At 72.4% G+C, this 23,944-nt stretch carries 20 protein-coding genes; 10 read left to right on the forward strand and 10 right to left on the reverse strand.

Going from position 1 to position 23,944, the window contains the following annotated elements; translation table 11 throughout:
• Position 1 precedes the first annotated feature (1 nt).
• The 10 genes from IEW13_RS14600 to IEW13_RS14645 all read right to left on the reverse strand — a co-directional run bounded on the left by IEW13_RS14600 (position 2) and on the right by IEW13_RS14645 (position 10,745).
• Positions 2-1,882, reverse strand: coding sequence for a complex I subunit 5 family protein (locus tag IEW13_RS14600; RefSeq protein WP_188551661.1), 1,881 nt, complete (start codon positions 1,880-1,882; stop codon positions 2-4).
• Positions 1,879-3,573 carry a complex I subunit 5 family protein gene (locus IEW13_RS14605; protein ID WP_188551662.1) on the reverse strand — a complete coding sequence of 565 codons (1,695 nt, stop codon included), beginning with the start codon at positions 3,571-3,573 and terminating at the stop codon, positions 1,879-1,881. The genes IEW13_RS14600 and IEW13_RS14605 overlap by 4 nt, the downstream gene beginning before the upstream one ends.
• Entirely contained in the window at positions 3,570-5,207 is a 1,638-nt protein-coding gene (locus tag IEW13_RS14610) for a complex I subunit 5 family protein (RefSeq protein WP_188551663.1), read from the reverse strand. The genes IEW13_RS14605 and IEW13_RS14610 overlap by 4 nt, the downstream gene beginning before the upstream one ends.
• Positions 5,204-5,521: an NADH-quinone oxidoreductase subunit K gene (locus IEW13_RS14615; protein WP_188551664.1), complete on the reverse strand. Its 318-nt coding sequence runs from the start codon at positions 5,519-5,521 to the stop codon at positions 5,204-5,206. The genes IEW13_RS14610 and IEW13_RS14615 overlap by 4 nt, the downstream gene beginning before the upstream one ends.
• The gene (locus tag IEW13_RS14620) at positions 5,518-6,483 is read right to left on the reverse strand and encodes a hydrogenase subunit MbhD domain-containing protein (protein WP_188551665.1); all 966 of its coding nucleotides are present in this window, start codon (positions 6,481-6,483) and stop codon (positions 5,518-5,520) included. The genes IEW13_RS14615 and IEW13_RS14620 overlap by 4 nt, the downstream gene beginning before the upstream one ends.
• Positions 6,480-6,842, reverse strand: coding sequence for a cation:proton antiporter (locus IEW13_RS14625; RefSeq protein WP_229745205.1), 363 nt, complete (start codon positions 6,840-6,842; stop codon positions 6,480-6,482). Before IEW13_RS14625 ends, IEW13_RS14620 begins: the two co-directional genes overlap by 4 nt.
• Positions 6,839-7,108, reverse strand: a complete 270-nt coding sequence (locus IEW13_RS14630) for a monovalent cation/H+ antiporter complex subunit F (protein ID WP_229745206.1) — start codon at positions 7,106-7,108, stop codon at positions 6,839-6,841. Before IEW13_RS14630 ends, IEW13_RS14625 begins: the two co-directional genes overlap by 4 nt.
• 61 nt (positions 7,109-7,169) lie before the next feature.
• Positions 7,170-8,609, reverse strand: a complete 1,440-nt coding sequence (locus IEW13_RS14635) for a DUF5129 domain-containing protein (protein ID WP_188551666.1) — start codon at positions 8,607-8,609, stop codon at positions 7,170-7,172.
• A 313-nt stretch (positions 8,610-8,922) separates the two neighbouring features.
• Positions 8,923-9,663 (reverse strand): LmeA family phospholipid-binding protein, encoded by a 741-nt coding sequence (locus tag IEW13_RS14640; RefSeq protein ID WP_188551667.1) that lies wholly within the window; start codon positions 9,661-9,663, stop codon positions 8,923-8,925.
• A 155-nt stretch (positions 9,664-9,818) separates the two neighbouring features.
• A complete protein-coding gene (locus IEW13_RS14645) occupies positions 9,819-10,745 on the reverse strand; it encodes a bifunctional helix-turn-helix transcriptional regulator/GNAT family N-acetyltransferase (RefSeq protein ID WP_188551668.1) in 927 nt (308 codons plus the stop codon).
• 278 nt (positions 10,746-11,023) lie between these two features.
• On the opposite strand from IEW13_RS14645, the gene IEW13_RS14650 reads away from it, so the two are divergent.
• The 10 genes from IEW13_RS14650 to IEW13_RS14695 all read left to right on the forward strand — a co-directional run bounded on the left by IEW13_RS14650 (position 11,024) and on the right by IEW13_RS14695 (position 23,830).
• Positions 11,024-11,863: an aldo/keto reductase gene (locus IEW13_RS14650; protein ID WP_188551669.1), complete on the forward strand. Its 840-nt coding sequence runs from the start codon at positions 11,024-11,026 to the stop codon at positions 11,861-11,863.
• 278 nt (positions 11,864-12,141) lie between these two features.
• Entirely contained in the window at positions 12,142-13,182 is a 1,041-nt protein-coding gene (locus IEW13_RS14655; protein ID WP_188551670.1) for a 2-keto-3-deoxygluconate permease, read from the forward strand.
• Positions 13,179-14,588: a four-carbon acid sugar kinase family protein gene (locus tag IEW13_RS14660; protein ID WP_188551671.1), complete on the forward strand. Its 1,410-nt coding sequence runs from the start codon at positions 13,179-13,181 to the stop codon at positions 14,586-14,588. The genes IEW13_RS14655 and IEW13_RS14660 overlap by 4 nt, the downstream gene beginning before the upstream one ends.
• Positions 14,585-15,625 carry a 4-hydroxythreonine-4-phosphate dehydrogenase PdxA gene (pdxA, locus tag IEW13_RS14665; protein ID WP_188551672.1) on the forward strand — a complete coding sequence of 347 codons (1,041 nt, stop codon included), beginning with the start codon at positions 14,585-14,587 and terminating at the stop codon, positions 15,623-15,625. Before IEW13_RS14660 ends, pdxA begins: the two co-directional genes overlap by 4 nt.
• 21 nt (positions 15,626-15,646) lie before the next feature.
• Complete coding sequence (locus IEW13_RS14670; RefSeq protein ID WP_188551673.1) at positions 15,647-16,765, forward strand: GntR family transcriptional regulator; 1,119 nt, start codon at positions 15,647-15,649, stop codon at positions 16,763-16,765.
• A 388-nt stretch (positions 16,766-17,153) separates the two neighbouring features.
• Complete coding sequence (locus IEW13_RS14675; protein ID WP_188551674.1) at positions 17,154-19,148, forward strand: GAF domain-containing protein; 1,995 nt, start codon at positions 17,154-17,156, stop codon at positions 19,146-19,148.
• Between the two features lie 492 nt (positions 19,149-19,640).
• A complete protein-coding gene (locus tag IEW13_RS14680) occupies positions 19,641-20,924 on the forward strand; it encodes a hydroxymethylglutaryl-CoA reductase, degradative (protein ID WP_188551675.1) in 1,284 nt (427 codons plus the stop codon).
• Positions 20,921-21,874 (forward strand): hydroxymethylglutaryl-CoA lyase, encoded by a 954-nt coding sequence (locus IEW13_RS14685; RefSeq protein ID WP_188551676.1) that lies wholly within the window; start codon positions 20,921-20,923, stop codon positions 21,872-21,874. The genes IEW13_RS14680 and IEW13_RS14685 overlap by 4 nt, the downstream gene beginning before the upstream one ends.
• 70 nt (positions 21,875-21,944) lie before the next feature.
• Entirely contained in the window at positions 21,945-22,439 is a 495-nt protein-coding gene (locus tag IEW13_RS14690; protein ID WP_188551677.1) for a hypothetical protein, read from the forward strand.
• Positions 22,439-23,830 (forward strand): tripartite tricarboxylate transporter permease, encoded by a 1,392-nt coding sequence (locus IEW13_RS14695; protein ID WP_188551678.1) that lies wholly within the window; start codon positions 22,439-22,441, stop codon positions 23,828-23,830. The genes IEW13_RS14690 and IEW13_RS14695 overlap by 1 nt, the downstream gene beginning before the upstream one ends.
• The last annotated feature ends 114 nt before the right edge of the window (positions 23,831-23,944 follow it).

The raw sequence follows: 23,944 nt of genomic DNA on the forward strand, positions 1-23,944 counted from the left end.
ATCAGCCGCCCCCTCTCGTCGTCGTCCACCAGGCGGCCGCCGCCAGCACCAGCAGCAGGAGCACGCCCGAACCGGTCCAGGCGCCCAGCCGCTCCTGCACCCTGCCGATCCCGGCCAGCGGCGACGGCGCCGCGGCCACCCGCTCCCTGACGTCGCCGGCGACGCCTCGCGCCGCAGTCATGCCACGGCGCAGCAGACGCAGCAGCGCGGCCGCGGCGCGTTCCTCCACGGCGATCAGGTCTCCCGGCGGCACGGTGTCCCCGCGTGGATGCGCCAATCGGTTGTCCTCCAGTTCACGGCGGCGCGCGAGGGCGGCGGCCGCCACGGCGAGGAGGGCGCCCAGCAGCAGCGGCCAGCTCTGCCCCCACAGCGCGGCCGGGTCGGTCCAGCCGGGCATGGTGAACGCCGGCCGGGCAGCGGCCACCAAGGCCACTGGGACCGCCGTGAACAGCGCCAGGCACGCCCAGGCGGCCCCGCGCAGTGCCGGCGCGGGCTCCCGCCGCCGGTCGCGCCGCCAGAGCACCACCGCGAAACGGGCGAGCAGAAGAGTCGATCCCAGCCCGACCCACGGCAGCACCTCGGTGAGCTCGAGGCCACCGGCGGCGGGGACGGTCGCGTCGCCCACGGCCTCCTTGGCCCCGTACTTCGCCACGTAACCGCCGGTCAGCGGCGCGCCGATCACGGACAGGCCCGCCATGACGAGGCCCAGGACGACCACGGCCCGCGGCAGACGCTCCCGGTCCCAGGCCTGGACACCCAGGAACAGGGCACCTTTGGCGAGGCCGTGGTGGACCGCGTACACGGTCGCGGCGACGATGCACGCGCCGGCCAGCTCCGGTACCGCCAGGGCGGCCCCGACCAGGGCGGCGAGGAATCCCATCTGGCTGATGCTGCTATAGGCCAGGATCACTTTCGGATTGTCCTGCAGGAGGCCGACCGGCACCGCCAGGAACCCGCCGGCCAGGGCCAGCACCATGAACGCGGTGCCCCACCCCGTCAGCGGCTCGGATTCGCCGAGCGGGAGGAACCGCAGCCAGCCAGCCAGGCCCGCCTTGACCATCGCGCCGGAGAGCACGGCGCTCGCGGGCGTCGGCGCGGCCGGGTGGGCCAGCGGAAGCCAGACGTGCAGCGGTACCGTGCCGGCCTTCACGCCGAAGCCGATCAGCAGCAGGGCGATGATGGCGTCCCGGTGCGGTGAGTCCGCGACCGCCGCCGGGGCCTCGGCCAGCACGGTGATGCCGGTGCGGGCCACCAGGAGCAGGCCGGCGAGCACGGCGCACTCGCCCAGCACCGTCATCACCAGGTAGATGCGGCCCGCTCTGCGTGACTCACGGGATCTGCTGTGCACGACGAGCAGATAGCCGGTGAAGCTCATCACCGTGAAGGACAGATAGAAGGTCACGATGTCCGCGGCCAGGAACACCCCGGCGTTGCCGGCGAAGCAGAGCAGGAGGAACGCCGTCAGAGCGGGCCCGCGATCCACCCCGGAACGCGGGATGAAGGCCAGCGCCAGACCGTACAGCACTGCCGTCATCCCGAGCAGCGGCCGGGCCAGGGCGTCCATCTGCACCGAGGTGCCCAGCACCATCCAGTCCACCCGGGACAGCTCTGCCGGCCCGGCCAGCGCCGCCACGCCCGCCGGGACCGTCGCCAGCCAGCCGAACCGGCACAGCAGGCGGCTGAGCAGCTCGGGCAGCGGTTCGGCGCCGTCGTCGCGCGGGCGGCTCTCGGCCGGACCGCCGTCCGGGGCCGGACCGCCCGGCGCCGGCGTGAGGCGGGCCGCACGTCCGGCCGCGGCGAGTGACTCCATCCGGAGCAGGGCGCAGGCGCCGATCACCGCGGCCACCGTCAGCGGCAGGCCGAAGACGAGGATCCAGATCATCCGCCCTCACCTCCGTAGCCGGTCTCGGCGATCATCCGCGCCAAGGTCCAGGGGGAGTAGTCCCACCCCGCCGCGATGCCGAGCAGGAGCACGAGCGCGCCGGTGACGAGCGCCGGCAGCAGCAGGGCGGCGGGCGCTTCCAGCCGGCGTGCCGGTGTCCTCCCGTGCGGGGCGGCCGGCGCGCCGGCTGCCGCGGAGCCCTCCGCCGAGGTCCCAGCGTCAGGCGCGCCCGCGGTGTGACCGGTCGCCTCTTCAGCACCGTCGGCCGTCGCTCCTGCGCCGCCGTCACCGATCGCCTCTCCCGGATCATCGGCCGCTGCATCTCCCGTGTCTCCGGCGTGGTCCCTCTCCGGCAGCCAGATCCGGTAGATCACGGGCAGGAAGTAGGCGGCATTGAGCGCCGTGCTCATCAGCAGCACGCCGAGCACCCAGGGCTGGCCGGCGTCGAGCGCCCCCGCGCCGAGCGCCCACTTGGAGAGGAAGCCGGCCGTCGGAGGCAGGCCGATCATGCCCAGGGCGGCGATCGTGAACACCAGAGCGGTCAGGGGCATCCGCCGGGCGGCCCCGTCCAGCTCACTGATCCGATGCCGCCCCAGGACCTCCGCGAAGAGGCCGGCGCAGAAGAACAGGGTGATCTTCATGATGCCCTGATGGACGATGTGCACGAGCGCCCCGGTGGTGGCCATGGGCGCCACGAGTGCCGCCCCCAGCGCCACATAGGACAGCTGCGAGACGGTGGAGAACGCCAGCCGCTTCTTCAGGTCGTCCTGCGTGAGCGCCCGCACCGAGCCGTAGACGATCGTGAATCCCGCCACGCCGGCCAGTGCCGGCAGCAGACCCAGGGAGGCGCTGAGCTCGGGCCCGTAGGTGTCGTGCACCACCCGCACGATGCCGAAGGCGCCCGCCTTGACCACGGCCACCGCGTGCAGCAGCGCGCTCACCGGGGCCGGGGCCACCATCGCGATGGGCAGCCAGCCGTGCAGCGGGAAGAGCGCCGCCTTGACTCCCATGCCGGCCAGCAGCAGGGCGCCGATGGCGGTGGCGGTCCCCGGCCTTTCGGCGGCCAGCTCCGCGACCGCGTCCACGCCGCCGGCCGTGAACTCCACCGGCCCGACCAGGAGGGTCAGCCACACCACGCCCAGCAGCAGTATCACGCCGCCACTGAGGGTGTAGGCCAGATAGGTCCGGGCGCCGCGCAGCGCCTTCGTGGTGCCGCGGTGGGCCACCAGCGGATACGTCGCCAGCGTGAGGAGCTCGTAGAAGATCAGGAAGGTCAGGAGATTGCCCGCCAGCGCGATGCCGACGGTGGCGGTGACGCACAGGCTGAAGAAGCCGAAGAACCGGCTCCGGTTGGGCGAGTCCTCCAGATAGCCGATGGCGTAGATCGTGGTCAGCAGCCACAGACCGGAGGACAGCGCCACGAAGAACAGCGAGAACGGGTCGGTGGTGAACACGATGTCCAGTCCCGGCGCCCAGGAGAAGGAGGCGCGCAGGGTGGAGCCGGCCACGACCGGCGGGATGAGCAGCACGACGAGCACGATCTTCGCCAGCGCCCCGGCCAGGTTGAGGCCGATCCGGAGCCGGTGCTGCTCCTCCCGGAGGGTGAAGATCAGCAGGCCGGGGAGCAGGGACGTCAGCAGCATGACGTAGGGGATGACGCTGTACTCCACCGAGGATCCGGTTCCGGTCATGAGCCGTCACCTCCCGCGGCACCGCTCGGCGGCACGTCACCGGCGGCGCCCGGCGCGTCCCCGGCGCCGGCCGTCACATCCCCGGTGCCGGAACCGAGGAACTCCAGGAGGCCGGCCGGGGCGACGCCCAGCAGAACCGAGCCGGCGGCCAGCACGAACGGGCCGAGGACGAGGGTACGCGGCAGCCGCCGGGCCGGCGGCTCCGCATCGGGCCCGCCCGGCTGGTTGAAGGTGGCCCGCACCATCAGCGCCGTATAGGCCACCGTGAGCAGACCGCCCAGGAGCAGCACCGGCACCCACCACCACTGCCCGCCGGCGAGGGCGGACGTCAGGAGCTGCCACTTGGCCGCGAAACCGAGCGAGGGCGGCAGCCCCGCCAGGCTGACCCCGGCCAGCCCGATGGTGGCCACGGTCAGCGGCATATGGGTCACGGCGCCGCCCAGGCCCCTCAGCCGGTCACCGCGATAGGCGAGCGCGAGGTTCCCGGCGGCGAGGAACATGCCGGCCTTGGCCAGGCCGTGCGCGAGCACGAGCACCACCCCGCCGGTCCAGCCCGGCCCGCTGCCCTCACCGGCACCGAACGCATCGGCGCCGACCGGCCCGGCGGTCAGCGGCAGCAGCAGTACCAGGTAGCCGACCTGCGCGACCGTGGAATACGCGATGATCGGCTTGAGCCGTCGTCGCCGCAGCGCCATGAACGAGCCCCAGAGCACGGCGATCGAACCGGCTGCGCCGGCCGCCAGGCCCAGTCCCTGCAGGACCACGGGTTCGGCGACGGGACCGAGGATGCCCCACAGCCGCCACAGCAGGAACAGCGCCGCCTTGATGACCAGACCGGAGAGCAGTGCGCTGACCGCGGCGGGGGCCGCGGGGTGGGCCACCGGGAGCCAGGAGTGCAGCGGGAAGAGCGCGAACTTGGCTGCCAGGCCGACGAGGGCCAGCGCGAGCGCGACGTGGAGCAGCGGGCCGGGGCCGATGCGCTCGGCAGCCAGCGGCAGATCGAGTGTGCCCGCCTCGGCGTAGACCAGGGCGACCGCCATCAGGAACAGCAGCGAACCCACCACCGCGACGAAGAGGTAGCGCAACGCCGCCGCCGCGGCACCGTTGCCAGCACGGCCGCCGAGGGCCACCAGCGAGACCGCCGCCAGGGTCAGCAGCTCCAGCATCACATAGGCGTTGAACAGGTCGCCGGTCACGTAGACGCCGTTCAGGGCGGCGAACAGCGCCAGCCACAGCGGCCAGAACGCCGGACCGCCGTACAGGGAGGACATCGACGGGAGCGCATCGGCGTCCCGGCCGGCCGCGAGGGCGTGCACGGACACCACCAGTCCCACCACGGAGGTGAGGAGGAGCAGCACGGCGCTGAGCGCATCGGCCCGCAGCACGATGCCCACCGGGGCCTCCCATCCGGCCAGCGCCAGGGAGAGGGCATCCTCGCCGGACCCTCTGCCGGGCAGCCCCGCGACGCCGGCGGTGATCGCCGTGACGACGACGGCGGTGCAGGCGACCGTGGCCAGGCCGAGCCAGGCCCGGGCTCTGGCCGGCAGCAGGGCGGCGAGGGCCGCGGCGATCAGCGGCAGGAAGACCGGCACGGGAAGCAGCCCGGGAAGCAGCCCTGGAACCAGCCCGCTCATGGGGTCTCCTCGTCCCGGTCGTCCTCGTCCGCGGGGTCCTCCACGCGCCGGGCCAGAGCCAGGGCCAGGCCGGTCACCGCGGCCATGATGACGATGCCGGTCAGGACGAGGGCCTGCGGCACCGGGTCGGGGTCCTGATCGCCGGGACCGCGGACGGCCAGGACCAGCAGCAGCATCATCACGCCGCCGGAGGCGACGTTGAGCGAGATGATGCGGCGGAAGAGGTCTGCGACGAGCAGATGCGCGCTCAGCCCAATGACCAGGACGGCGCAGGCCAGCACGGTCATCAGCTCGGGCAGCCCGGACACGGTCATGACGGCGCTCCCGCAGGCGGCTCCGCCTCGGCGGCACGTCCGGGTTCCCCGGCCGGACCGTTCTGCTGCAGCGAAGCGCTGTTGCTGAGGAAGATCAGCGCCAGTCCGGCGCCGATGCTGACCGCGAGGATCGCCTCGATGGCCAGGATCGCCCCGGGCGCCCAGGCGGGATCCAGGACCAGCCAGCCGGCGCCGAACACGGCGGTGCCGGCAGCCAGGGCCAGGAAGGACAGCAGCCCCGCCAGGGTCCAGGCCAGTCCCGCGAGGCCCTGCGGCCGGGCGAGGCCGATGCCCGCGAGATGCGCGATGACGAGCGCGGCCCCCAGCAGGGCGCCGGCCTGGAACGCGCCGCCGGGCTGGCTCGTCCCGGCCACCAGCAGCCAGGCGGCCAGCAGCAGGAGCACCGGCAGCAGCACGAGCGCCAGTCCCCGCACCGCCGGCCGGGACCGGACGACCGGCCGGTGTCCCTGGGCCAGCGCGGCCGCGCCGAGGGCGGCGACGGCGAGGACCGCGATCTCCAGCAGGGTGTCATAGCTGCGGTAGTTGAGCAGGACCGCGGTCACGGGGTGCTCCACGCCGGAGACCGGGATGCGGGCGTAGGCCTCCTCCGCCAGGGGCGCACGCGCCTGCGGGACCGCCCGGACGCCGATCAGCAGGGCTGCCAGCAAGGCCGCCCCGGCGGCCGCTCCGGTGATCCGCGCAGCCCACGATGAGGCGGCCTGTGGCTGCGGGGGACGGCGTGAGTGCAGCGCGTCGACCAGCAGTGCTCCGGCCACGCCTCCGCCGAGGGCCGCCTCGGCCAGCGCGATATCGGGCGCTTCCAGCCGGGCCCACAGCAGCGCCAGCAGCACCCCGAAGATCAGGAACGCGGAAGCCGCGGCGTCCCGCCTGGGCGCGAGCACCGCCAGCACGGCGGTGACCAGCACGGTGCCGGCGAGGATGAGGTCGAGGAGGGGCATCATCGGCGGCCGCCCTCTCCGCGCTCTTTCCCCTTCCCGTCCGTCTTGCCCGGTGGAGGCACCGCGAGGAGGTGGCTGTTGGCGGCGGTGCCGAGCAGCGCCAGCAGCCAGATCAGCAGCAGCTTCAGCGCGACGCCCCAGCCGGCGGGATCGTCCGGGGCGGAGGCTTCGCGCAGGACATGGACGACGAGGGCGGCGACGATCAGCCCGAGACCGAGGTTGTCGGCCTTGGCGACGGCGTGCAGCCGGGTGGCGAGGTCGGGGAAGCGCAGCAGCCCGACGGTCCCGACGGCGACGAATGCGGTGCCGGCCGCCAGCAGGGCGATGATGACGATGTCCAGGGCGATGTCCAGCGCGATCACCGCCCGGCTCCGCTGCGCAGGACCAGGGTGACGACGGTGGCCAGGGCCACGACGGTGATGGCTGCGTCCCGCAGAGCCGGCGCGCCGGTGGCGGCGGCGAGGACCACGAGGAGCGCCGCGCCGGTGGTGCCCAGGAGGACGAACGCGGTGATGCGATCACCCGTCCCCGGTCCCGCGGCGGCGCGCCACAGACCCGCCACCACGCACAGCAGGAGGACGGCGGCGGCTGCGACGAGCGCGATATCGACCGGGCTGATGGCGGACACCTCCCTTACAAGACCATCGTATGGAAGACGTTCTCCCAGATGACGGCCGGGGGTGCGGCTTTCAGAACCGGGAGGAACTGCCTGAGCCGCGGAATCCGCCGCCGGAGGATCCGAAGCCCCGGGTCACCGATCCGCCCGAGGACGAGGAACGCTGCTGCGACTGACGGTACTGACGCATGCCCAGCCGGTGCCCGGCGATCAGGGCGGCGGGCATCATCGGCGAGCGGCCGTAGTAGCCGGTGATGGTGGCCGGCCGGTGGCTGCGCAGCTGTTTCGCGGTCGCCTTCTCCACGTACCGGCCCTGGGTGCCTTCGAACAGCCGGGACTCGTCCAGGAACGCCTGGGTGCGCGCCCCGAGGTCCCCCTGCAGCGCTTCCAGTTGCGCCAAGGCGATATCGGTCGTCTCCGCGGTGCGGTCGCCGGCGGCGCCGCGCACCTCGGAGTCGAGCCGGTCGAGCTCGCGCTCGGCCTCGTCCGCGTACGCCACTAGCGCGTCCCGGGCGGCGCCGCGCTGATTCGTGAACAGAGGAGCGGAACGCACCTGGCGCAGCTCCTCCCGGATGCCCTGGAGCTGCGCGCCCCACACCTGTTCCCAGCCGGGGGCGTGCTCGTACAGGGTGAGGGAGTCCCGCACCACCTTCAGGTCGGCGGTGAAGTCGTCCACCCGCCGGGAGAACCGGCCGGCTGCGGCGACGGTGCCGGGGAGGGCTAGACGGAACCAGGAGAGGGACCGGAGCCGGTCGCGTTCGGCGAGCAGATCCGTGTACTCCCGCAGCGAGGAGTGCGCGGTGCCGCGGATCTTCTGTGCGTATTCGCCGATGATGATGTGCTCCACGCGGTCCATCAGATCGTCGATGCCCGTCGTGGCCTCGCCCAGGCGACCGGCGGCGGCGTCGATGCGGCCGCGGGTCCAGCCGATGGTGATCCCGGCGGCCAGCAGCAGGACGACGATGATCCCGGGCGCCACCATGGTCACGGCGGGGGAGGCGTACCAGGGCCGGTCCATCAGCCGTGCCGCGGCACCGGCGACCTGGACGATGCCATCGTTCCAGTTGTTGCTCTGGAAGGCGTCCCGGCCAGCCTGCTGGATGCGGGTCTCGGCACTCTCACCGGGGGCCAGGTCCTCGCCGAAGTAAGTGCCGATCTGACCCTGTCCGCGGGCCGCGTCCTCCACTGAGAGCGTGATCAGCAGCAGCCCGTCGCGCCAGTAGGGATGATCGATCAGCTCGGGGTGCTGCTCGCGGGCGAACGTGAGCGTTTCCTCGTTGACATTGTCCGCGTACTGTCCTTCGCGGACGTAGACGACGACATCGACGTCGGTGTGGAAGCGCTGTGCCGCGAGGTCTTCCTCAAGGAGGACGGGATCGACGAGGCCCGCCGTGTCCTCGACGAGGACGTCCCCGGGCGGCGCGGAGGGGCGCGTGAGGGTGTGCAGGACCGCGGCCGCGGCGATCACCAGCACAGCCAGGAGTGACAGGACCAGGACTTCGGGCTTCTTCACGGTGCCTCCTCGTCCCTCATCCTATGCGGCGCCCCGGCCGGGGGGTGAAGCTTGTGCCAGCGCGGGTCAAGGCGAGACCGCGGCGACCCCCGGCAGGTCACCGAACCGTGCGGTGGGATCCCGGCTGAGTACGGTCCGGCCGGTCTGCGCGGCGTGCGCGGCGATGATCAGATCGTGTGCCCCGCGCTGTCTGCCTGAGCAGCGGGCGTGCGCGATCATGCGTGCGTGATGCGTGATGCGTGATGCGTGATGCGTGATGCGTGATGCGTGATGCGTGGCGGTGGCTGTGGTGTACTCCAGGACCTCGACCGCGTCACACCTGTGGCACCGGCACGTCCTGGCCGGCGACAGCGATGCGCACGGCGTCGTCCTCGACGGTGACATCGGTGAGCTGTACACCTTCGGGCAGGGCCTCCATGCCGATCCGCAGATCCTGCACGAGGTCGCCCAGGAATCCCGGCAGCGAATCCACCTGCACCGTCACGCCGCCCATCCGCACGGCGAGCACATCGACGGCGATCTCCCGTCCCTGCGCCCGCGGCACCATATCGGCTTCCAGAGCGAAACCGAGGTACCGCGCGGTCACGACGAGCTGGCCGTCCTGCGCCGCGACCTCGACGTTCTCCGGGATGGCGGGGTCCTCCTGGGCGGCACGGGTGAGCGTCTCGCCCGGAATCAGGGCGCTCATCCGGGCCTCGTCGATGGTGCCCTCGCCGCTGGCGGGCACTCCTCGTGCGGTGACATCGACATCGGTGTAGTCCAGCCCCGCATAGGCGACCGAGTCGGCCTGCAGGCGCACCTCCCGCAGGGACCCGGTGGCGTACTGCAGCAGGAAAGGGAAGCCGGCGACGTCGACGCTCAGGCCGGAGACATCGTCGGCCGCGTCGATCAGGGCGCCGCCGATCCGGCGCTCGGCTTCCGCGTGCGCCCAGCGATCCGCCGCCAGCGCGGCACCCAGGAGAACGGCGACGACGAGCACCGCCGAGAGCGCCAGGCCGATGCGCCGGGCGGGGGAGCGGTAGGGAGCGTCGAGGCGGCGAGTGGGGGCGCTCATCACCCTCACTCTATCGACTCCCGGCCCAGGGCGGGACGGCGCGGTTCCCGCTGAAGGCGACCCGATTGCTCCAGTGGTCGCGGGGCGTGCGCAGAACTTCGCGGCGCCCTGTCTCAGGTGCGCCCTGTCAGGTGCGCCCTGTCAGGGGCGCGCTGTCAGGCCAGGGGCTTCTCGTAGAAGTGAGTGGCGTGAGGGTTGTCGTTGTAGCGCTCGATCCTCCGGTAGCCGGCCCGCTCGTACAGGGCGATGGCCTCGGTGAGCGCGGCGTTCGTATCGAGCCGGGCGAGCCGGTATCCCTGTGCGCGGGCGAGTCCCTCCAGGTGCTCCAGGAGCCTGCGGCCCATGCCTGCGCCGCGCCAGCCGGCGTCCACCCACATGCGCTTGATCTCTGCGGCCCCGTCGTGGTCCCGCCATCCTCCGCCGGCGACGGCGCTGCCGTCGCTGATCGCGAGGACGAAAGCCCCGGCTGGCGGGCGGAAGGCGTTCTCGTCCTGGGGCGTCGGCATCGGGGGAGCGTCGTGCTCGGGGAAGCGCGCATCGAGTTCGTCGAGGTACGTCCGCACCGCCGCTCGGGCCGCCGGTGAGGCCGGATCGACGGTCTCCAGGCGTACCGTGGCGGCGCGGATCAACAGCTCGGCAGTGTCCAGGGCCTCTGCCAGCCTGGTGCGCTGACGGCCGGTCAGGGGCTCCAGGAGAACGCCGGCGCGCTCTTCGGAGCGGTTCTCCAGATCCTGCCAGGCGCGACGGCCGGCCGCGGTCAGGCGGATGCGTCGCCGTCGCCGGTCCTCAGAATCCGGTGCGAGGTCCAGCAGCCCGTCGGCCGTGAGCGCGCGGAGCAGCCGGCTCAGATACCCGGAGTCCAGGCCGAGGCGCTCACGGAGGTCCTGGGCCAGGACCCCGTCTACGCCCGCCTCATCCTGTGCGGCTCCCTTCCCGCCCCGCTCCCGGCTGCCGATCTCGTGCAGGAGCCGGGCCTGCCCCAGCGGGCGGCCCGTCCCCAGGAAGGACTCGTCCAGGGCGCCGATGCGCTGGGTGTAGCTGAGATTGAACCGCCGCACGGCCGCGACGTGGGTATCTGTCATATATCTGACTTTAGTCAGGTATATGGGTTTCGGCAATGCCTGGGCCTGCTGGGACCGCTGCGGCCGGAGTCCATGTTCTCCCTCGCGCGCCCGGGCCTGAACTGAACGTCCGCTGCCCGCCAGCTCCGGCGCCCATCCGCCGCCGGGCCCGGGCGACGGATGTATACGATTGCAGTGTCACGCGACCGTGAGGAATAACCCGGCGCGGTCCCGAGTTGGGGGACGGATGCCGGGGCATCTCCGCCTACGGCGCTACACCCTGAACGAAGGAGTCCTACGTGACTGCAGTTCCCAGCATCACCCTCAACAACGGTGTGACCATCCCCCAGCTCGGCTTCGGCGTCTACCAGGTGCCGCCCGAGCAGACCAAGGACGCCGTGCTCACCGCCTTCGAGGTCGGCTACCGCCACATCGACACCGCCGAGATGTACCGCAACGAGGCTGGCGTCGGCGAGGCCCTCAAGGAATCCGGGCTCTCGCGTGAGGACGTGTTCATCACCAGCAAGCTCAACAACGGCTATCACCGTCGTGACGACGCGCTTCGCGCCGCCGACGAGAGCCTGGCCGCGCTGGGCGTCGAGCAGATGGACCTGTTCCTGATCCACTGGCCGCTGCCGACCATCGACGTGGACTACGTCGAGACCTGGAAGGCCATGATCGAGATCCATCGTGCCGGCAAGGCGCGCGCCATCGGCGTCTCCAACTTCCAGGTGCCGCATCTGCGGCGGCTGCTGGACGAGACCGAGGTGGTGCCGGCGGTGAACCAGATCGAGGTGCATCCCTACCTGACCAACGAGCAGGTCCGCGCCTTCGGCGCCGAGCACGGCATCGCCACCGAGGCGTGGTCTCCCATCGCCCAGGGCGCCGTCCTCGGCGATCCCGTCCTGCAGCGAATCGCCGAGCGTCTTGGCCGCACCACCGCCCAGGTGACCCTGCGCTGGCACATCCAGCGCGGCGACATCGTGTTCCCGAAGTCCGTCACCCGCTCGCGCGTGGAGGAGAACTTCGCGCTGTTCGACTTCGAGCTCAGCGATGAGGACATGGACGCCATTACCGGGCTCAACCGCGATCAGCGCACCGGCCCGGACCCGGACGTGTTCGACTACATCCCGTCCTGAGCGAACCTGCGCCCGCGCGCTGACGCGGGCGTGCCCCGCGAGGCCCCGGCAGGCCCACCTGAGTCGGTGATTCCCGGCCCGTGCACTAATTCCGCGTGAGCTCACCGGGAAATAGTGCACCACCCCGGACGCAAGACTCATGCCCTGCCGGGGCCTCGTTGTGCCCGGCTTGGTGTCCGGCTGGCTTGCGCCGGGGCGGACGCTCTGCAAAAGTACTGCCATGTTGTCCGTACCATTACGGGCGCGCTGATCCGGCTTCAACGAAGAAGGGCACCACCATGGCCACCGACGTCCACGGCACATCCCGCCGTTTCCAAGTCCCGCTGTTCGACGGCATGAATCGCATTCCCGGCGGGCTCATGCTCATCCCCCTGATCCTCGGCTCCATCGTCGGGACGTTCTTCGGTCCCGCCCTCGAGGTCGGCAGCTTCACCACCGCGCTGTTCAAGGACAGCGCCATGCCCCTCATCGCGCTCCTGATCTTCGCCACCGGCACCCAGGTCAGCGCCAAGGCCACCGGCCCGGTCCTGGCGCACGCCGGCACCGTGCTGCTCACCAAGTCCCTCATCCCGGCCAGCCTGGTGATCCTGCTGGGCCTGTGGGTCGGCCTCGACGGCATCCTCGGCGTCTCCATCCTGGCGCTGCTGGTGATCGTGGACAACAGCAACGGCGGTCTGTGGCTGGCCTTCACCGGCAAGTACGGCGACTACCGCGACCGCGGCGCCTATATGGCCTCCGCCGTCAACGACGGTCCCTTCCTGAGCATGCTCTTCCTGGGCGTCTCCGGGCTGGCCGAGATTCCCGTGCTCGCCCTCGTCGGCGCCATCATCCCCTTCCTGCTCGGCATGCTCGTGGGCAATCTGGACGAGAAGTGGAAGAACATCCTCATCCCGGTGCCCAATATCGTCATCCCGTTCTTCGCCTTCGCCCTGGGCACCGGCATCGACCTCGGCGCCGTCGTCTCCGGCGGCGCGCAGGGTCTCGTGGTCGGTCTCATCGCGGCACCGGTGACCGGTTTCCTGGTCTACCTCGGCTACCGCTTCATGCTGCGCCGCGGGAAGAAGAGCGGCATCGGCTTCGCGGCCGGCACCACCGCCGGCAATGCCATCGCGACTCCGGCCATCATCGGCGGCATCGATCCCGCCTTCGAGCCGTATGTCGAAGCCGCCACGGCACAGGTCGCAGCGTCAGCGCTCATCACCGCGATCCTCGCGCCGCTCATCGCCTCGCTCGTCCTCAAGCGTGCCGGGGCGCTGGATTCGCCCGATGACCAGGTGCTCCACGAAGCCGCGACCGCCCACGAGGGGCCGCGGCTATGAGCCAGCCCGCGAGCCCCGGCGGCGCAGGACCCTCCGGGCAGCCGGTCGCCCCCGTCGTCGCCCTGGTCGCCGATGACCTCACCGGCTCCACCGACACAGCAGTCCAGTTCGCCGCTGCCGGCTGGGACGCGCGGCTGCTGCTGGACCCCGCCGCCAGCTCAGATGCCGGACCCGGCGTGCGCACGCAGAGCTCCGGCGTGCTGTTCGCGGCCACCACGGACGCCCGCGCGCTCGGGCACGATGAGGCCCGGCTGGCGACCGGCCAGATGGTGCAGCGCCTGAACGCCCTCGGCGCCGACCGTCTCTATCTGAAGATCGACTCCACCGTCCGTGGCAGCGTCGCCGGTCAGATCGACGGCGCCCTCGAAGCACTGGGCTCGGGACACCTGGCACTGCTGTGCCCGGCCTATCCGCTGATGGGACGCACGGTCGACGGCGCCGCCCTCCTGGTGGACGGGGTACCGGTGGCCGAGACCGGGCTGCGCGACGATCCAGCGACCCCCGTCACGCAGAGCGACCTCCGCGCGCTCGTCCCCGGCTCGGTGCCGCTCGATGCGGTTCCCGGCGACATGGCCGCGCTCACCGCGGCGCTGGAGCGAGCGCTCCAGGCCGCCCGGTCCGGCGGCCCGAGAGTCGTGATCGCCGATGCCACCGCTGAACATGACCTGGACGATCTCGCCCGCGCGGTGGCGCACCTCGGTCGGACCGCACCCGCCGGCACCGGGATCGTCCCGGTCGGCTCCGCCGGGCTGGCCGCCGCGCTCGCCCGCGCCTGGGCTGCGGGGGACCATGGCGGGGGAGAGCCAGACGCGAGGGCGGATGGCACGGTCATGGGAAGCACCGTCCCGGCCGGCCCGGATAGGCTCCTCGTCCAGGTCAGCTCTCTCAACGCCGTCTCACGCCGGCAGCTCGCCGTGCTGCAGGACGCCTGGTCCGGCCGGGCGCTGGTCCTGACGCCCGAGGCGGAAACCCTGATCCGCGGAGAGGCGGAGGCCGCCGCCTGGCTGGAGGACCAGCTGAGCCGGTGGACCCGGGACGGCGACGGCTGGCACACTCTGCCCGAGCTCGTGCTGCTCAGCGCCCCGGAAGAGCGGGCCGCCACCGCCGATGCCGCCCGCACCGTCGCCGCAGGCTTGGGCGGCCTTACCGCCCGGCTGCTGAGTTCCGGCGTATTCGGGGGCGCGGGCCTCGTCGGCGGGGACGGGGCACGGGCCGCTCTGGCCGCGCTGGGCACCAGCACCGTCCGCGTGCTCGACCAGCTGGAGGAGGGCACGCCGCTGAGCGTGACCCTGGACGGGAAAGCCCGCCACCTGCCGCTCTTCACGAAGGCCGGCGGCTTCGGGAAGCCCGAATCGCTCACGACCACCGTCGCGCGGATGCGCGCGCTGTTGCAGGAGGATGCATGACCAAGCCGACACTCGCCGTGACCCTCGGCGACGCCGCCGGGATCGGACCGGAGATCGCCGCGAAGACCCTGCTGCGCCACCCTGGCCTCCGGGAACGAGCCGTGCCCGTCGTCATCGGCGACGCCGATGCGATGCGCCGCGGCGCCCGGTTCGCCGGCCTGGACCCGGAGGCGGTGCGGGTGATCGAATCCCCGCGGCAGGCCAGCAACGACCCGGAACTGATCGAACTCGTCCAGACCGGCCCCTCCCTGGGCGACGTCCCGGTCGGGGAACTCTCCGCCGCCGCCGGCGACGGCGCCTACCGGTTCGTGGTCGAGTCCTGCCGCCTGGCCCGGGAAGGCGAGGTGGACGGCATCGTCACACCGCCGCTGAACAAGGCTGCCATGCATGCCGGCGGCCACAAGTTCCCCGGTCACACCGAGCTGCTGGCCCACGAGTTCGGCGTGCGCAACTACTCGCTGGTGCTCTCTGCCGGTGAGCTGTACGTCTTCCACCTCACCACGCACGTCTCCCTGCAGCAGGCCATCGAGGGCGTCACCGCCGAACGCGCCGACGCCGTCCTGCGGCTGGTGGGCGCCTTCGCCCGCTCCGCCGGGAAGCCCGAGGCCGCCATCGGTCTGTGCGGCCTGAACCCGCACGCCGGGGAGAACGGCCTGTTCGGGCACCAGGACGCGCAGATCCTCGCTCCGGCCGTGGAACGCGCACGGAAGGCCGGGATCAACGCGCACGGCCCAATCGCCGCCGATGCGCTCATCCCGCAGGCGGTCAAGGGCAGATGGGACTTCGTGATCGCCTGCTACCACGATCAGGGCCACGCCCCGTTCAAGGCGGTCTACGGCGACGACGGCGTGAACATCACCGTCGGGCTGCCCGTGGTGCGGGTCTCGGTGGACCACGGCACCGCCTTCGACATCGCCGGCAAGGGGATTGCCCGGGAGGCCAGCCTGGTGCTGGCCGTCGAGCGGGCCGCGGAACTTGCCCCGGACTGGAACCTGGTCTGGCAGGCGGCGCAGGAGAGCGAGCAGATGCTCGGCTGAGGGCCCTCTAGAATGCCCAGCATGACCGACCCGGAGATGAGCGGCACCGTCCTGGACCCCGCCGCGAAGACGCCGCTGCACGCCCAGCTGGCCGGTCTGCTGCGCGAGCGGATCAGCGACGGGCGCCTGCAGCCGGGCGACACGCTGCCCAGCGACGCCCAGCTGCAGGAGATCTTCGGCGTCTCCCGGTCGGTCGCGCGGCAGGCGATGACCACGCTCGTCGCCGAGGGCGTCGTGCAGCGGGCTCGCGGCCGGGGTTCGGTGGTGGCGCCACGGCGGGAGCACCACCGGCTGGCGCACCGGGCCGCCGGGCTGTCCAGCCAGGCGGCGCAGACCGGTTCGGTGGTGACCACGCGCGTCCTGGATCTCCGCCGGGAGACGCCACCGGCCCACGCCGCGGCGCTGCTGGGCGTGCCGGGGGACACGCAGGTCCTCAGGCTGGAGCGGTTGCGCGCCATCGACGGCACGCCCGCCGCCTTCATCCGCACCTGGTTGCCGGACCGGTTCGCCGAGGGCCTCACCGCCGACGGCCTCCGGAACGCCTCCCTGCACGAACAGCTCGCCGCGCGCCATCGCGTCAGGCTCACCGGAGGATCCCGCCAGGTGCGTGCCGTCGCCGCCGACGAGCACCTGGCCGCACTGCTGGACACCCGGACCGGCGCTCCGCTGCTGCTCCTGGAGGGGACCACCACGACGTCCTCGGGTGAGGCCATCGAGGCCTTCTCCACCTGGCACCGCGGGGACCTGATCACCTTCGACCTCGCCGTCGACGAACGAGGACGGGCCGAGGCGGCCGGGAGCGAGCCCGCCGGGAGTGCGCCGACGGCCGGGCCAGCCGGGAGTGAGCCGGCGGCCCATCCGGCCGGTAGTGAGCCGGCCGGGGGTGAGGTGGCGGCCCATCCGGCCGGTAGTGAGCCCGCGGCCGAGCCGGCCGGGCGCATGGCGGCTGGTGAGAAGACGAGCGCCGGACGGGAAACACGGTCAGGGGCGACCGCGGCCGAGCGGGGAGCCGACGTGTCCTCCGGTCGACGCCCCGCGGCTGCAGGCGACCAGAGGAACCCGGACACCGCGCGGCTCGCGGAGATCGAGCGGCTGGCCCGCACCCTGCTGGCAGAGGTCGAGCGTGCCCAGCGACGCTGAACCGCAGCGGCCCGCCGGCACGTCAGCGCGGGAACTCTCCTCTGAGGAGTCCCTCGTGCAGCCGCATCGTGACGCTGGAGCGGATGCGCAGCCGCGCTCTGACGTTCAGCCGGGTGCGCAGCCGGCCCCTGGACCGGAGGCGCAGCCGAGGCCTGACACCGGGCCGGAGGCACAGCCGAGGCCTGTGAGGGATCAGGCGCGTGATGGACGGGCCGGGAGCGCCGCGCACCCGGCTCCGGTTCCGGCGGAGAACCGCCCGGAAGCCGCCGAGGGCTTGTCTGAGGCGGTATCCGCCGCCGCGCCGGCTGCGGAGCCTGCCACTGCGGCGCCTGCTGCGGGATCGGCCGCTGGCCCGGCCGCATCGGCGCACGGCCTCGTCCGGGCAGTGGTGAGCACCGCGCCCGTCCCCGGCGCGGACCTTGAACGGCTGGCAGCGGGCCTGAACGTCGGGCCGGCCGAGTTGGCGCCGCTCCTCGACGCGGTGCGCTCCGCCCGCGAGGAGGTCGCCTCGCTGCGGGAGCGTCGCCGCGAACTGACCGCTCTGGCCGACAGCGCCCGCATCATGGCCAACGCCACCGATGTGGAGGAAACCCTGGCGCATGTGGTGCGGCTGGCGCACAACCTCGTCGTCTCCGATGTGACATACCTGTCGGAGTACTATCCGGAAACCGGGGATCTGCGGGTCCGCGCCACCCAGGGCGCCGCCACCAGGCTCTTCGCCACGCTTCCCGTGCCGCAGGGATACGGCCTGGCCTCCTATGTCGCCGAGACCCGCGCTCCGCATGCCGTCCACGACTACCTGGAAGCGGCGCATCTGCGGCATCACGGCCCGATCGACACCGCCGTCGCCGAGGAACGGCTGGTGTCCCTGGTCGGCGTGCCGCTGATCTCCGGGGGCACCGTCCTGGGCGTGCTGTTCGCCGGGACCCGTACGGCGCACCGCTACAGCCCCGAGGAGATCGCGATCCTCAGCGCCCTGGCCGACCACGCGGCGATCGCGCTGCTGCGCTCGTTCAAGCTCGGCGACCTGGAGCGCAGCGGCCAGGAGGCGGCCACCGAACTGGCCCGCTGGGAACGGCTCTTCGCCCACCACCGGCACGCCTCGGAGATCGTCGACGCGCTCTTCGCGCAGGTCCTGGACGGTGCCGATGTGCACCGCGTCGTGGCCCGGCTCGCCGCCGCACTCGACCGCTCACTGCTGCTGGTCGACGACGACGGCCGGATCCTGGCCGACTCCGCGCACCGGCCGGGGCACCGCTTCACCGAGACCACCCTGCTGGCCGCCCTCGGTGAAGGGGGCACCGCCGGAGGCACGCAGTACCGGCCGGCACCGGAATCCGCCACGGTCGAAGGCACCGTCGCGGTGCCCACCGGCGCCTCCGGGGCGCTGCACCTCATCATCGAGCGAACGCCTGTCCCAGGAGAGCAACTGCACCCCGAGACGGTGGCCCGCGGCGCGCAGACCTGCGCCTTCGCGTGGCTGCTGGGGGAAGCCGGACGCGTGCGCGAGGACCAGCGCCGGGATCACCTCCTGGCGGAACTCCTCGGCCAGACCTACGCGCCCGAGAGTCTGCTCGGCGCCGCCGCCGATGCCGGTCTCACCGCGGCCGGACCGCTGCGGCTCTGCATCGTGGACGGCCCGCCCGGGCGGCTGCGCGCGCTCCGCTCGCGGCTGACGGCGCAGATCTCCGCCGGCGTCCTGTGCGGGATGCACGCCGGGCACCTGGGCGTCCTGAGCGCGGAGGACTCCTCGGCCCCCGTGCTCCAGATCGTCCGGCAGGCGCTCGAGCCGGGCACCGGCCTGCTTGCGGCCACCGCCATCGCCGGTGAACCCGCCGGCGCTGAACCCGTACCCGCTTCTCGCTCCGGGACGTTCTCCGCGGGCGCGGCCGCGCCGGATCCAGGCGATGCCGCCGTTCCGGGCACCCTTCGGCATGACGGAGCCGCCGGCCCTCGCACGCGGCCGGACCCGTTCCGCCAGGTGCGCGCGCTCTGGGACGACTGCGTCCGTGCCGTGTCGGTCCAGCGGGCCCTCGGCTGGGGCGCCGAGGTCGTCGACGCCGGTTCCCTGCTGCCGTACGCCCTGCTGCAGGGCATGGACCGCGCCCGGTTCGATCAGTTCGTTGCCGCCACCATCGGCGCGGTGCTGGAATACGACGAACGGCGCGGTGCGAACCTGTTCGAGACATTGCGCGCCTACTACGATGCGGGCCGAAGCATCAGCGCCGCGGCGCAGGCCAGCCGGTTCCACGTCAACACCGTGTCTCAGCGCCTGTCCCGGGTCGATGAGCTCCTGGGCGCAGGCTGGCGGGATGCCCAGCGCAGCTTCCTGGTGGAGACCGCGGTCCGCCTGGTCCACCTGGACCAGCGGCTGCGCGGCTGAGCTCCCGAGGCTGGGCCCTCGCACGGAGCCCTGCGGGCAGGCTCCCGGCGTTGAACTCTCGCATCGAGCCCTGCCGACGGTTCCTGGTGCTGAGCTCTGTCGTTGAGTCTGGTGCTGGGTCTTGCCCGCAGCCCTGGCGCTGAACTCTCGCGTTAAGCCCTGCCAGTAGCTTCTGGCGCTCAACTCTGGCGTTGAATCCTGCCCGCAGTTGGCGGACATATCGGGTGCATGCCACATTCTCCGATCGTGATCGTGTGTGTGCCACACATACCTCGCCTGGCTCGCCATTCCTAGGTTGGTAGCAGCCATCGGCAGGTGCGCGTTGCTGCGCCGCCAAGCGGCGGGAAGTCCGTCGCGCCGCCTCCGAGCGGAAGCGAGTGAAGCGTCCGGGCCGCGCCCCGGCGCGGTCACGCACGGCGGCCGCCGCCCAGCCCGCCCGGTGGTCTGCCGCACGGCAAGCTCGTCACAGCGTCGTCACGAAGGAAGGTCGCCATGCCCCGTTCCCGATGGTCGGGAATCAAAGATCTGTCTCCCGCCGAGCGGCTCGCCGGACTGCGGGAGCGCACCGGACTGAGCGAAGTCGATCTGGCGGCGCTGGCGCCGGAGCAGGGCCTGAGCGTTGACGGCGCCGACCTGATGATCGAGAACGCCATCGGCGTCCTGGGCGTGCCCGTGGGCCTGGCGACCAACTTCATCGTCGACGGTGAGGGCGTCTTCGTGCCGATGGCCACCGAGGAGCCGTCCGTCGTGGCCGCGGCCAGCAACGCCGCCCGCCTGGCCCACGCCACGGGAGGCTTCCGCACCAGTTCCACCGGGCCGGTCATGCAGGCCCAGGTCCAGGTCACCGGCCTGCCCGATCCGCACGGCGCCCGCGCCGCGGTCCTGGAACACCGCGAGGAGCTCATGGCCGCCGCGAACGAGGTCGACCCGGTCCTGCGGAGACTCGGCGGCGGCTGCCTGGACGTCGTGGCCCGCATCGTGGAGACCCGGCGGGGCACCCACCTCGTCGTGCACCTGGTCGTCGATGTGCGTGACGCGATGGGCGCCAACGCCGTCAACACCATGGCCGAGACGCTCGCGCCCCGGATCGGCGAACTCACCGGCGGCTCGCCGCTGATGCGGATCCTGACCAACAAGGCCGACCGCCGGCTCGTCACCGCGCGGGCCGTGTTCCGCACGGCGGACATCGGCGGCGCAGAGGTCGCCGAACGCATCCTCGACGCCGCGGCCCTGGCCGAGGCCGATCCGTACCGCGCCGCGACCCACAACAAAGGCATCATGAACGGGGTCTCCGCCGTGGTCCTGGCCACCGGCAACGACACCCGCGCGGTCGAGGCCGGATGCCACGCGCATGCCGCCCGCGAGGGCGGTTACACCTCACTGAGCCGGTTCGAAGCCACCGCGGACGGCGACGTCGAAGCGACCGTGGAACTGCCGATGCCGGTGGGACTCGTCGGCGGTGCCACCCGCTCCAACCCCACCGCCCGCGCGGCCTTAGGCGTCGTCGCCCCGGACTCGGCTGACCGGCTCGGCCGGATCATCGCCGCCGTGGGCCTGGCACAGAACTTCGCCGCCGTGCGGGCACTGGCCGACGAGGGCATCCAGCGCGGGCACATGACCCTGCACTCCCGCACGGTGGCCATCGCCGCCGGTGCCCGTCCGGACGAGGCCGGGGAGGTCGCCCGCCGCCTGGTGGCCTCCGGTGTTGTCCGCAGCGACCGTGCCGAGGAGATCCTGGCGGAACTGCGCGCGGAGCGGGGAGCGCAGGGCGGATGACGCTGCACTCCTTCGACACGCCACCCGGCGCCCGCGTCAGCCCGCCGGCCGGCGCGCCCGCGCGGGCGAGGATCCACGAGGTCGGGCCCCGGGACGGACTGCAGGCCGAACCGCTCCCGCTGGACGCGGAGCTCAAAACCGGTTTCGCCCGCGGGCTGCTCGGCGCCGGCGTGTCCTCGCTGGAGGTAGCCGCGTTCGTCCACCCGGCCCGGGTCCCGCAGATGGCCGACGCCGAAGCCGTCGTGGCGGGCATTGGCCGCCCCGCGCCCGGCGTCCGGCTGACCAGCCTGGTGCCGAACGAACGCGGACTGGACCGCGCGCTCGCCGCCGGCGCCGACGCGGTCGCCGCCATCGCCAGCGTCACCGAGTCCTTCGCCCGGGAGAACATGGGCATGACGCGGGACGAGAGCCTCGCCGCGGCGGTCGGCGTGACCCGCGCCGCGAAGGACGCCGGGCGGCATGTGCGCGGCTATCTGTCGATGTGCTTCGGCGATCCCTGGGAGGGCCCGGTCGACGTATCCGAGGTGGTCGAGTCCGCCCTGGTGCTCGCCGAAGCCGGCAGCGACGTCGTCGTGCTCAGCGACACCATCGGCGTGGCGCACGCCGGGCAGGTCGAGACGGTGCTGGAGGCGCTCGCCGCGGCCGGCATCCCGGGGGAGCGGCTGGCCGCGCACTTCCACGACACCTACGGCCAGGCGCTGGCGAATGTGCGTGCGGCATTGCCGGCCGGCGTCGCGGAGTTCGACGCCTCCGCCAGCGGCCTCGGACGATGCCCGTTCGCACCCGGCGCTACGGGTAATCTCGCCACGGAAGATCTGGTCTGGATGCTGCACGGCCTGGGCTACGACACCGGCATCGATCTGCGGGCGCTGATGGGTGCCTCGGATCCGGTGGACCGGGCGCTCGGGCGGACCACGGCCTCGGCGGTGAAGAAAGCTCTGTCGGCCTGAGGCCGGCAGCGAGTACGACGCCCGGCACCACCGGTGCCGGGCACATCACGTGAGAAGGAAAGGGGACGCAATGTCGCGCTCACCCGAGCCGGGCACGCCCGGCGATCCCGGGACGGCTCCCGTTCCCGGCCCCTCCGGGGAGACGAAGGGGCAGTATCTCTTCGTCTGGAACGACACCGTCAGGGGAAACCGCCTCGTCATCGGCGTGGTCATCGGCATCGTCTGCGCGCTCGTCGGGCTGTACGGGGGCCGCGCACTCATCGGCCTGTTCATCAGCGAGGAGGAGCTCATCGACGTCTGGTCCCTGGTGACCGGCATCGTCGGCTGCGTCGTCGCGGGCTTCATCACCGCGATCGCCTTCCGGCCGGCCCGCGTGGTCAGCGAGGACGCGCACGAGTCGGGACGCATCGCCGCCGCCGTCGAGGAAATGGCCGCCGAACCGCAGGGGCTGGGCACCCTGGAGGAGGCCAGCGAGCTCTCGCGCCGCGAGATCGAGGAGGCCGGCCTGACCGAGGTCTTCCGTGAGGCTGAGGCGCGCGCCGCCCGCGAGGGGAGTGAGCGTTGATGGAGATCCTGCTCCAGGAACTGCCCATCGCGATCCTGATGGGCCTCATCGGCGCCATCGTCTTCGCCCTCATCGGCGTGGTCTCCGGCACCGACGAGACCGCCACGCTGGCGCCGCTGACCCTCGTGGTCATCCTGATCGGCGTGCCGCCGGCAGGCGTCTTCACGTTCTTCCTGGCGGGCGCGATCTCCAAGCACATGACGCATGCCATCCCGACGATGCTGATCGGCATACCCGGGGACACGATGGCGGTGCCGCTGCTGGACGACGCCGCCCGGATGCGGGCGCTGGGCGTGCCGCATATCGCCCTGCGCAAGGCCGTCTCCGGCGCGGTGATCTCGTCGTTCATCGCGGTGTGCGCCGCGGTGCTGTTCGCCTGGCTGCTCTCGCCATTCGGGGACTTCATCGGCGGCATCGCCCCGTGGCTGTTCCTGGTGGCTGCGGTCGGCATCGCGTACTCCTCGCCGGCCAAGCTGGCCGGCGTGCTGGCGCTGGTGCCGTTCGTGGCGCTCGTCCTGGGCCTCCAGGCATGGACCGGCACGCACGAGGTCGCGCTCACCATCAGTTACTTCCTGGGCATCGCGATCGGGCCGATGATCGTCGACCTGTTCGCGGTCCTGGCGCCGCTGGGCCGGGCCGAACTGCGCCGGGACGAACCCTCCCAGGTGTACCTCGCCCCGGACACCGGGTTCCGCAAGGGCGGTTCGCGCAGCTTCCCGAACCCCTTCCGGATCCTCGACCGGCGCCAGGTCACGGCGGTGGCCGCCACCTCAACGATCTCCTCCGCCACCTTCGTGTTCTCGCCGGTCGCCATGACCGTGCTGATGGGCGAGCTGGTGCGCGCGCGGATCAAGCAGGGTTACCAGCGGCTCAGCAGCACCCTCACCGCCAAGAACGGCACCACCGAGTCGACGTACATCGCCGAGGCGCTCATCCCGCTGATCGCCTTCGGCCTGCCGCTCAGCCCCGTGGCCGCCGGTCCTGCCGCGCCGCTGTTCAACGCGCCGCCGGTGTTCGAGACGAACCCGGAGACCGGGACCATCGACAATCTCTCCACGGCCCTGTCGACCTCGCAGTTCTTCGCCTACGGCCTGCTGGCCGCGGTGCTGGCGACGATCATCGCCTACCCCTTCGCCATGCGGTACGCGCACGCCGCGGCCCGGTTCGTGGTCACCAAAGTCAGCCACGAGGCGATCATCGCCGCGTTCGTCGGGCTCGTGGTCGTGGTGAGCCTGTGGGAGGGCGGGATCTTCGGCCTGCTGGTCTCGCTCACGGTGGGCCTGGTGGGCGGCATGCTCATCCGCATCGTCAAGGTCCACGCCGGCGTGCTGTTCATGGGCTTCTACGTCGCGGTGCTCAGCGTCCCAGGCATCCTGGCGGTCTTCTCCTAGCGGTCTTCTCCTCGCGGCGGAGCCCGTGGTAGGCGCGGGTCACGGTCCGTGGCGTGGACGGGTCACGGCGCGTGGTAGGCGCGGGTCACGGCCGGTAGAATGGCGAGCGCCGCG

The sequence above is a fragment of the Sediminivirga luteola genome, from assembly GCF_014639315.1.
Lineage (GTDB): Bacteria > Actinomycetota > Actinomycetes > Actinomycetales > Brevibacteriaceae > Sediminivirga > Sediminivirga luteola.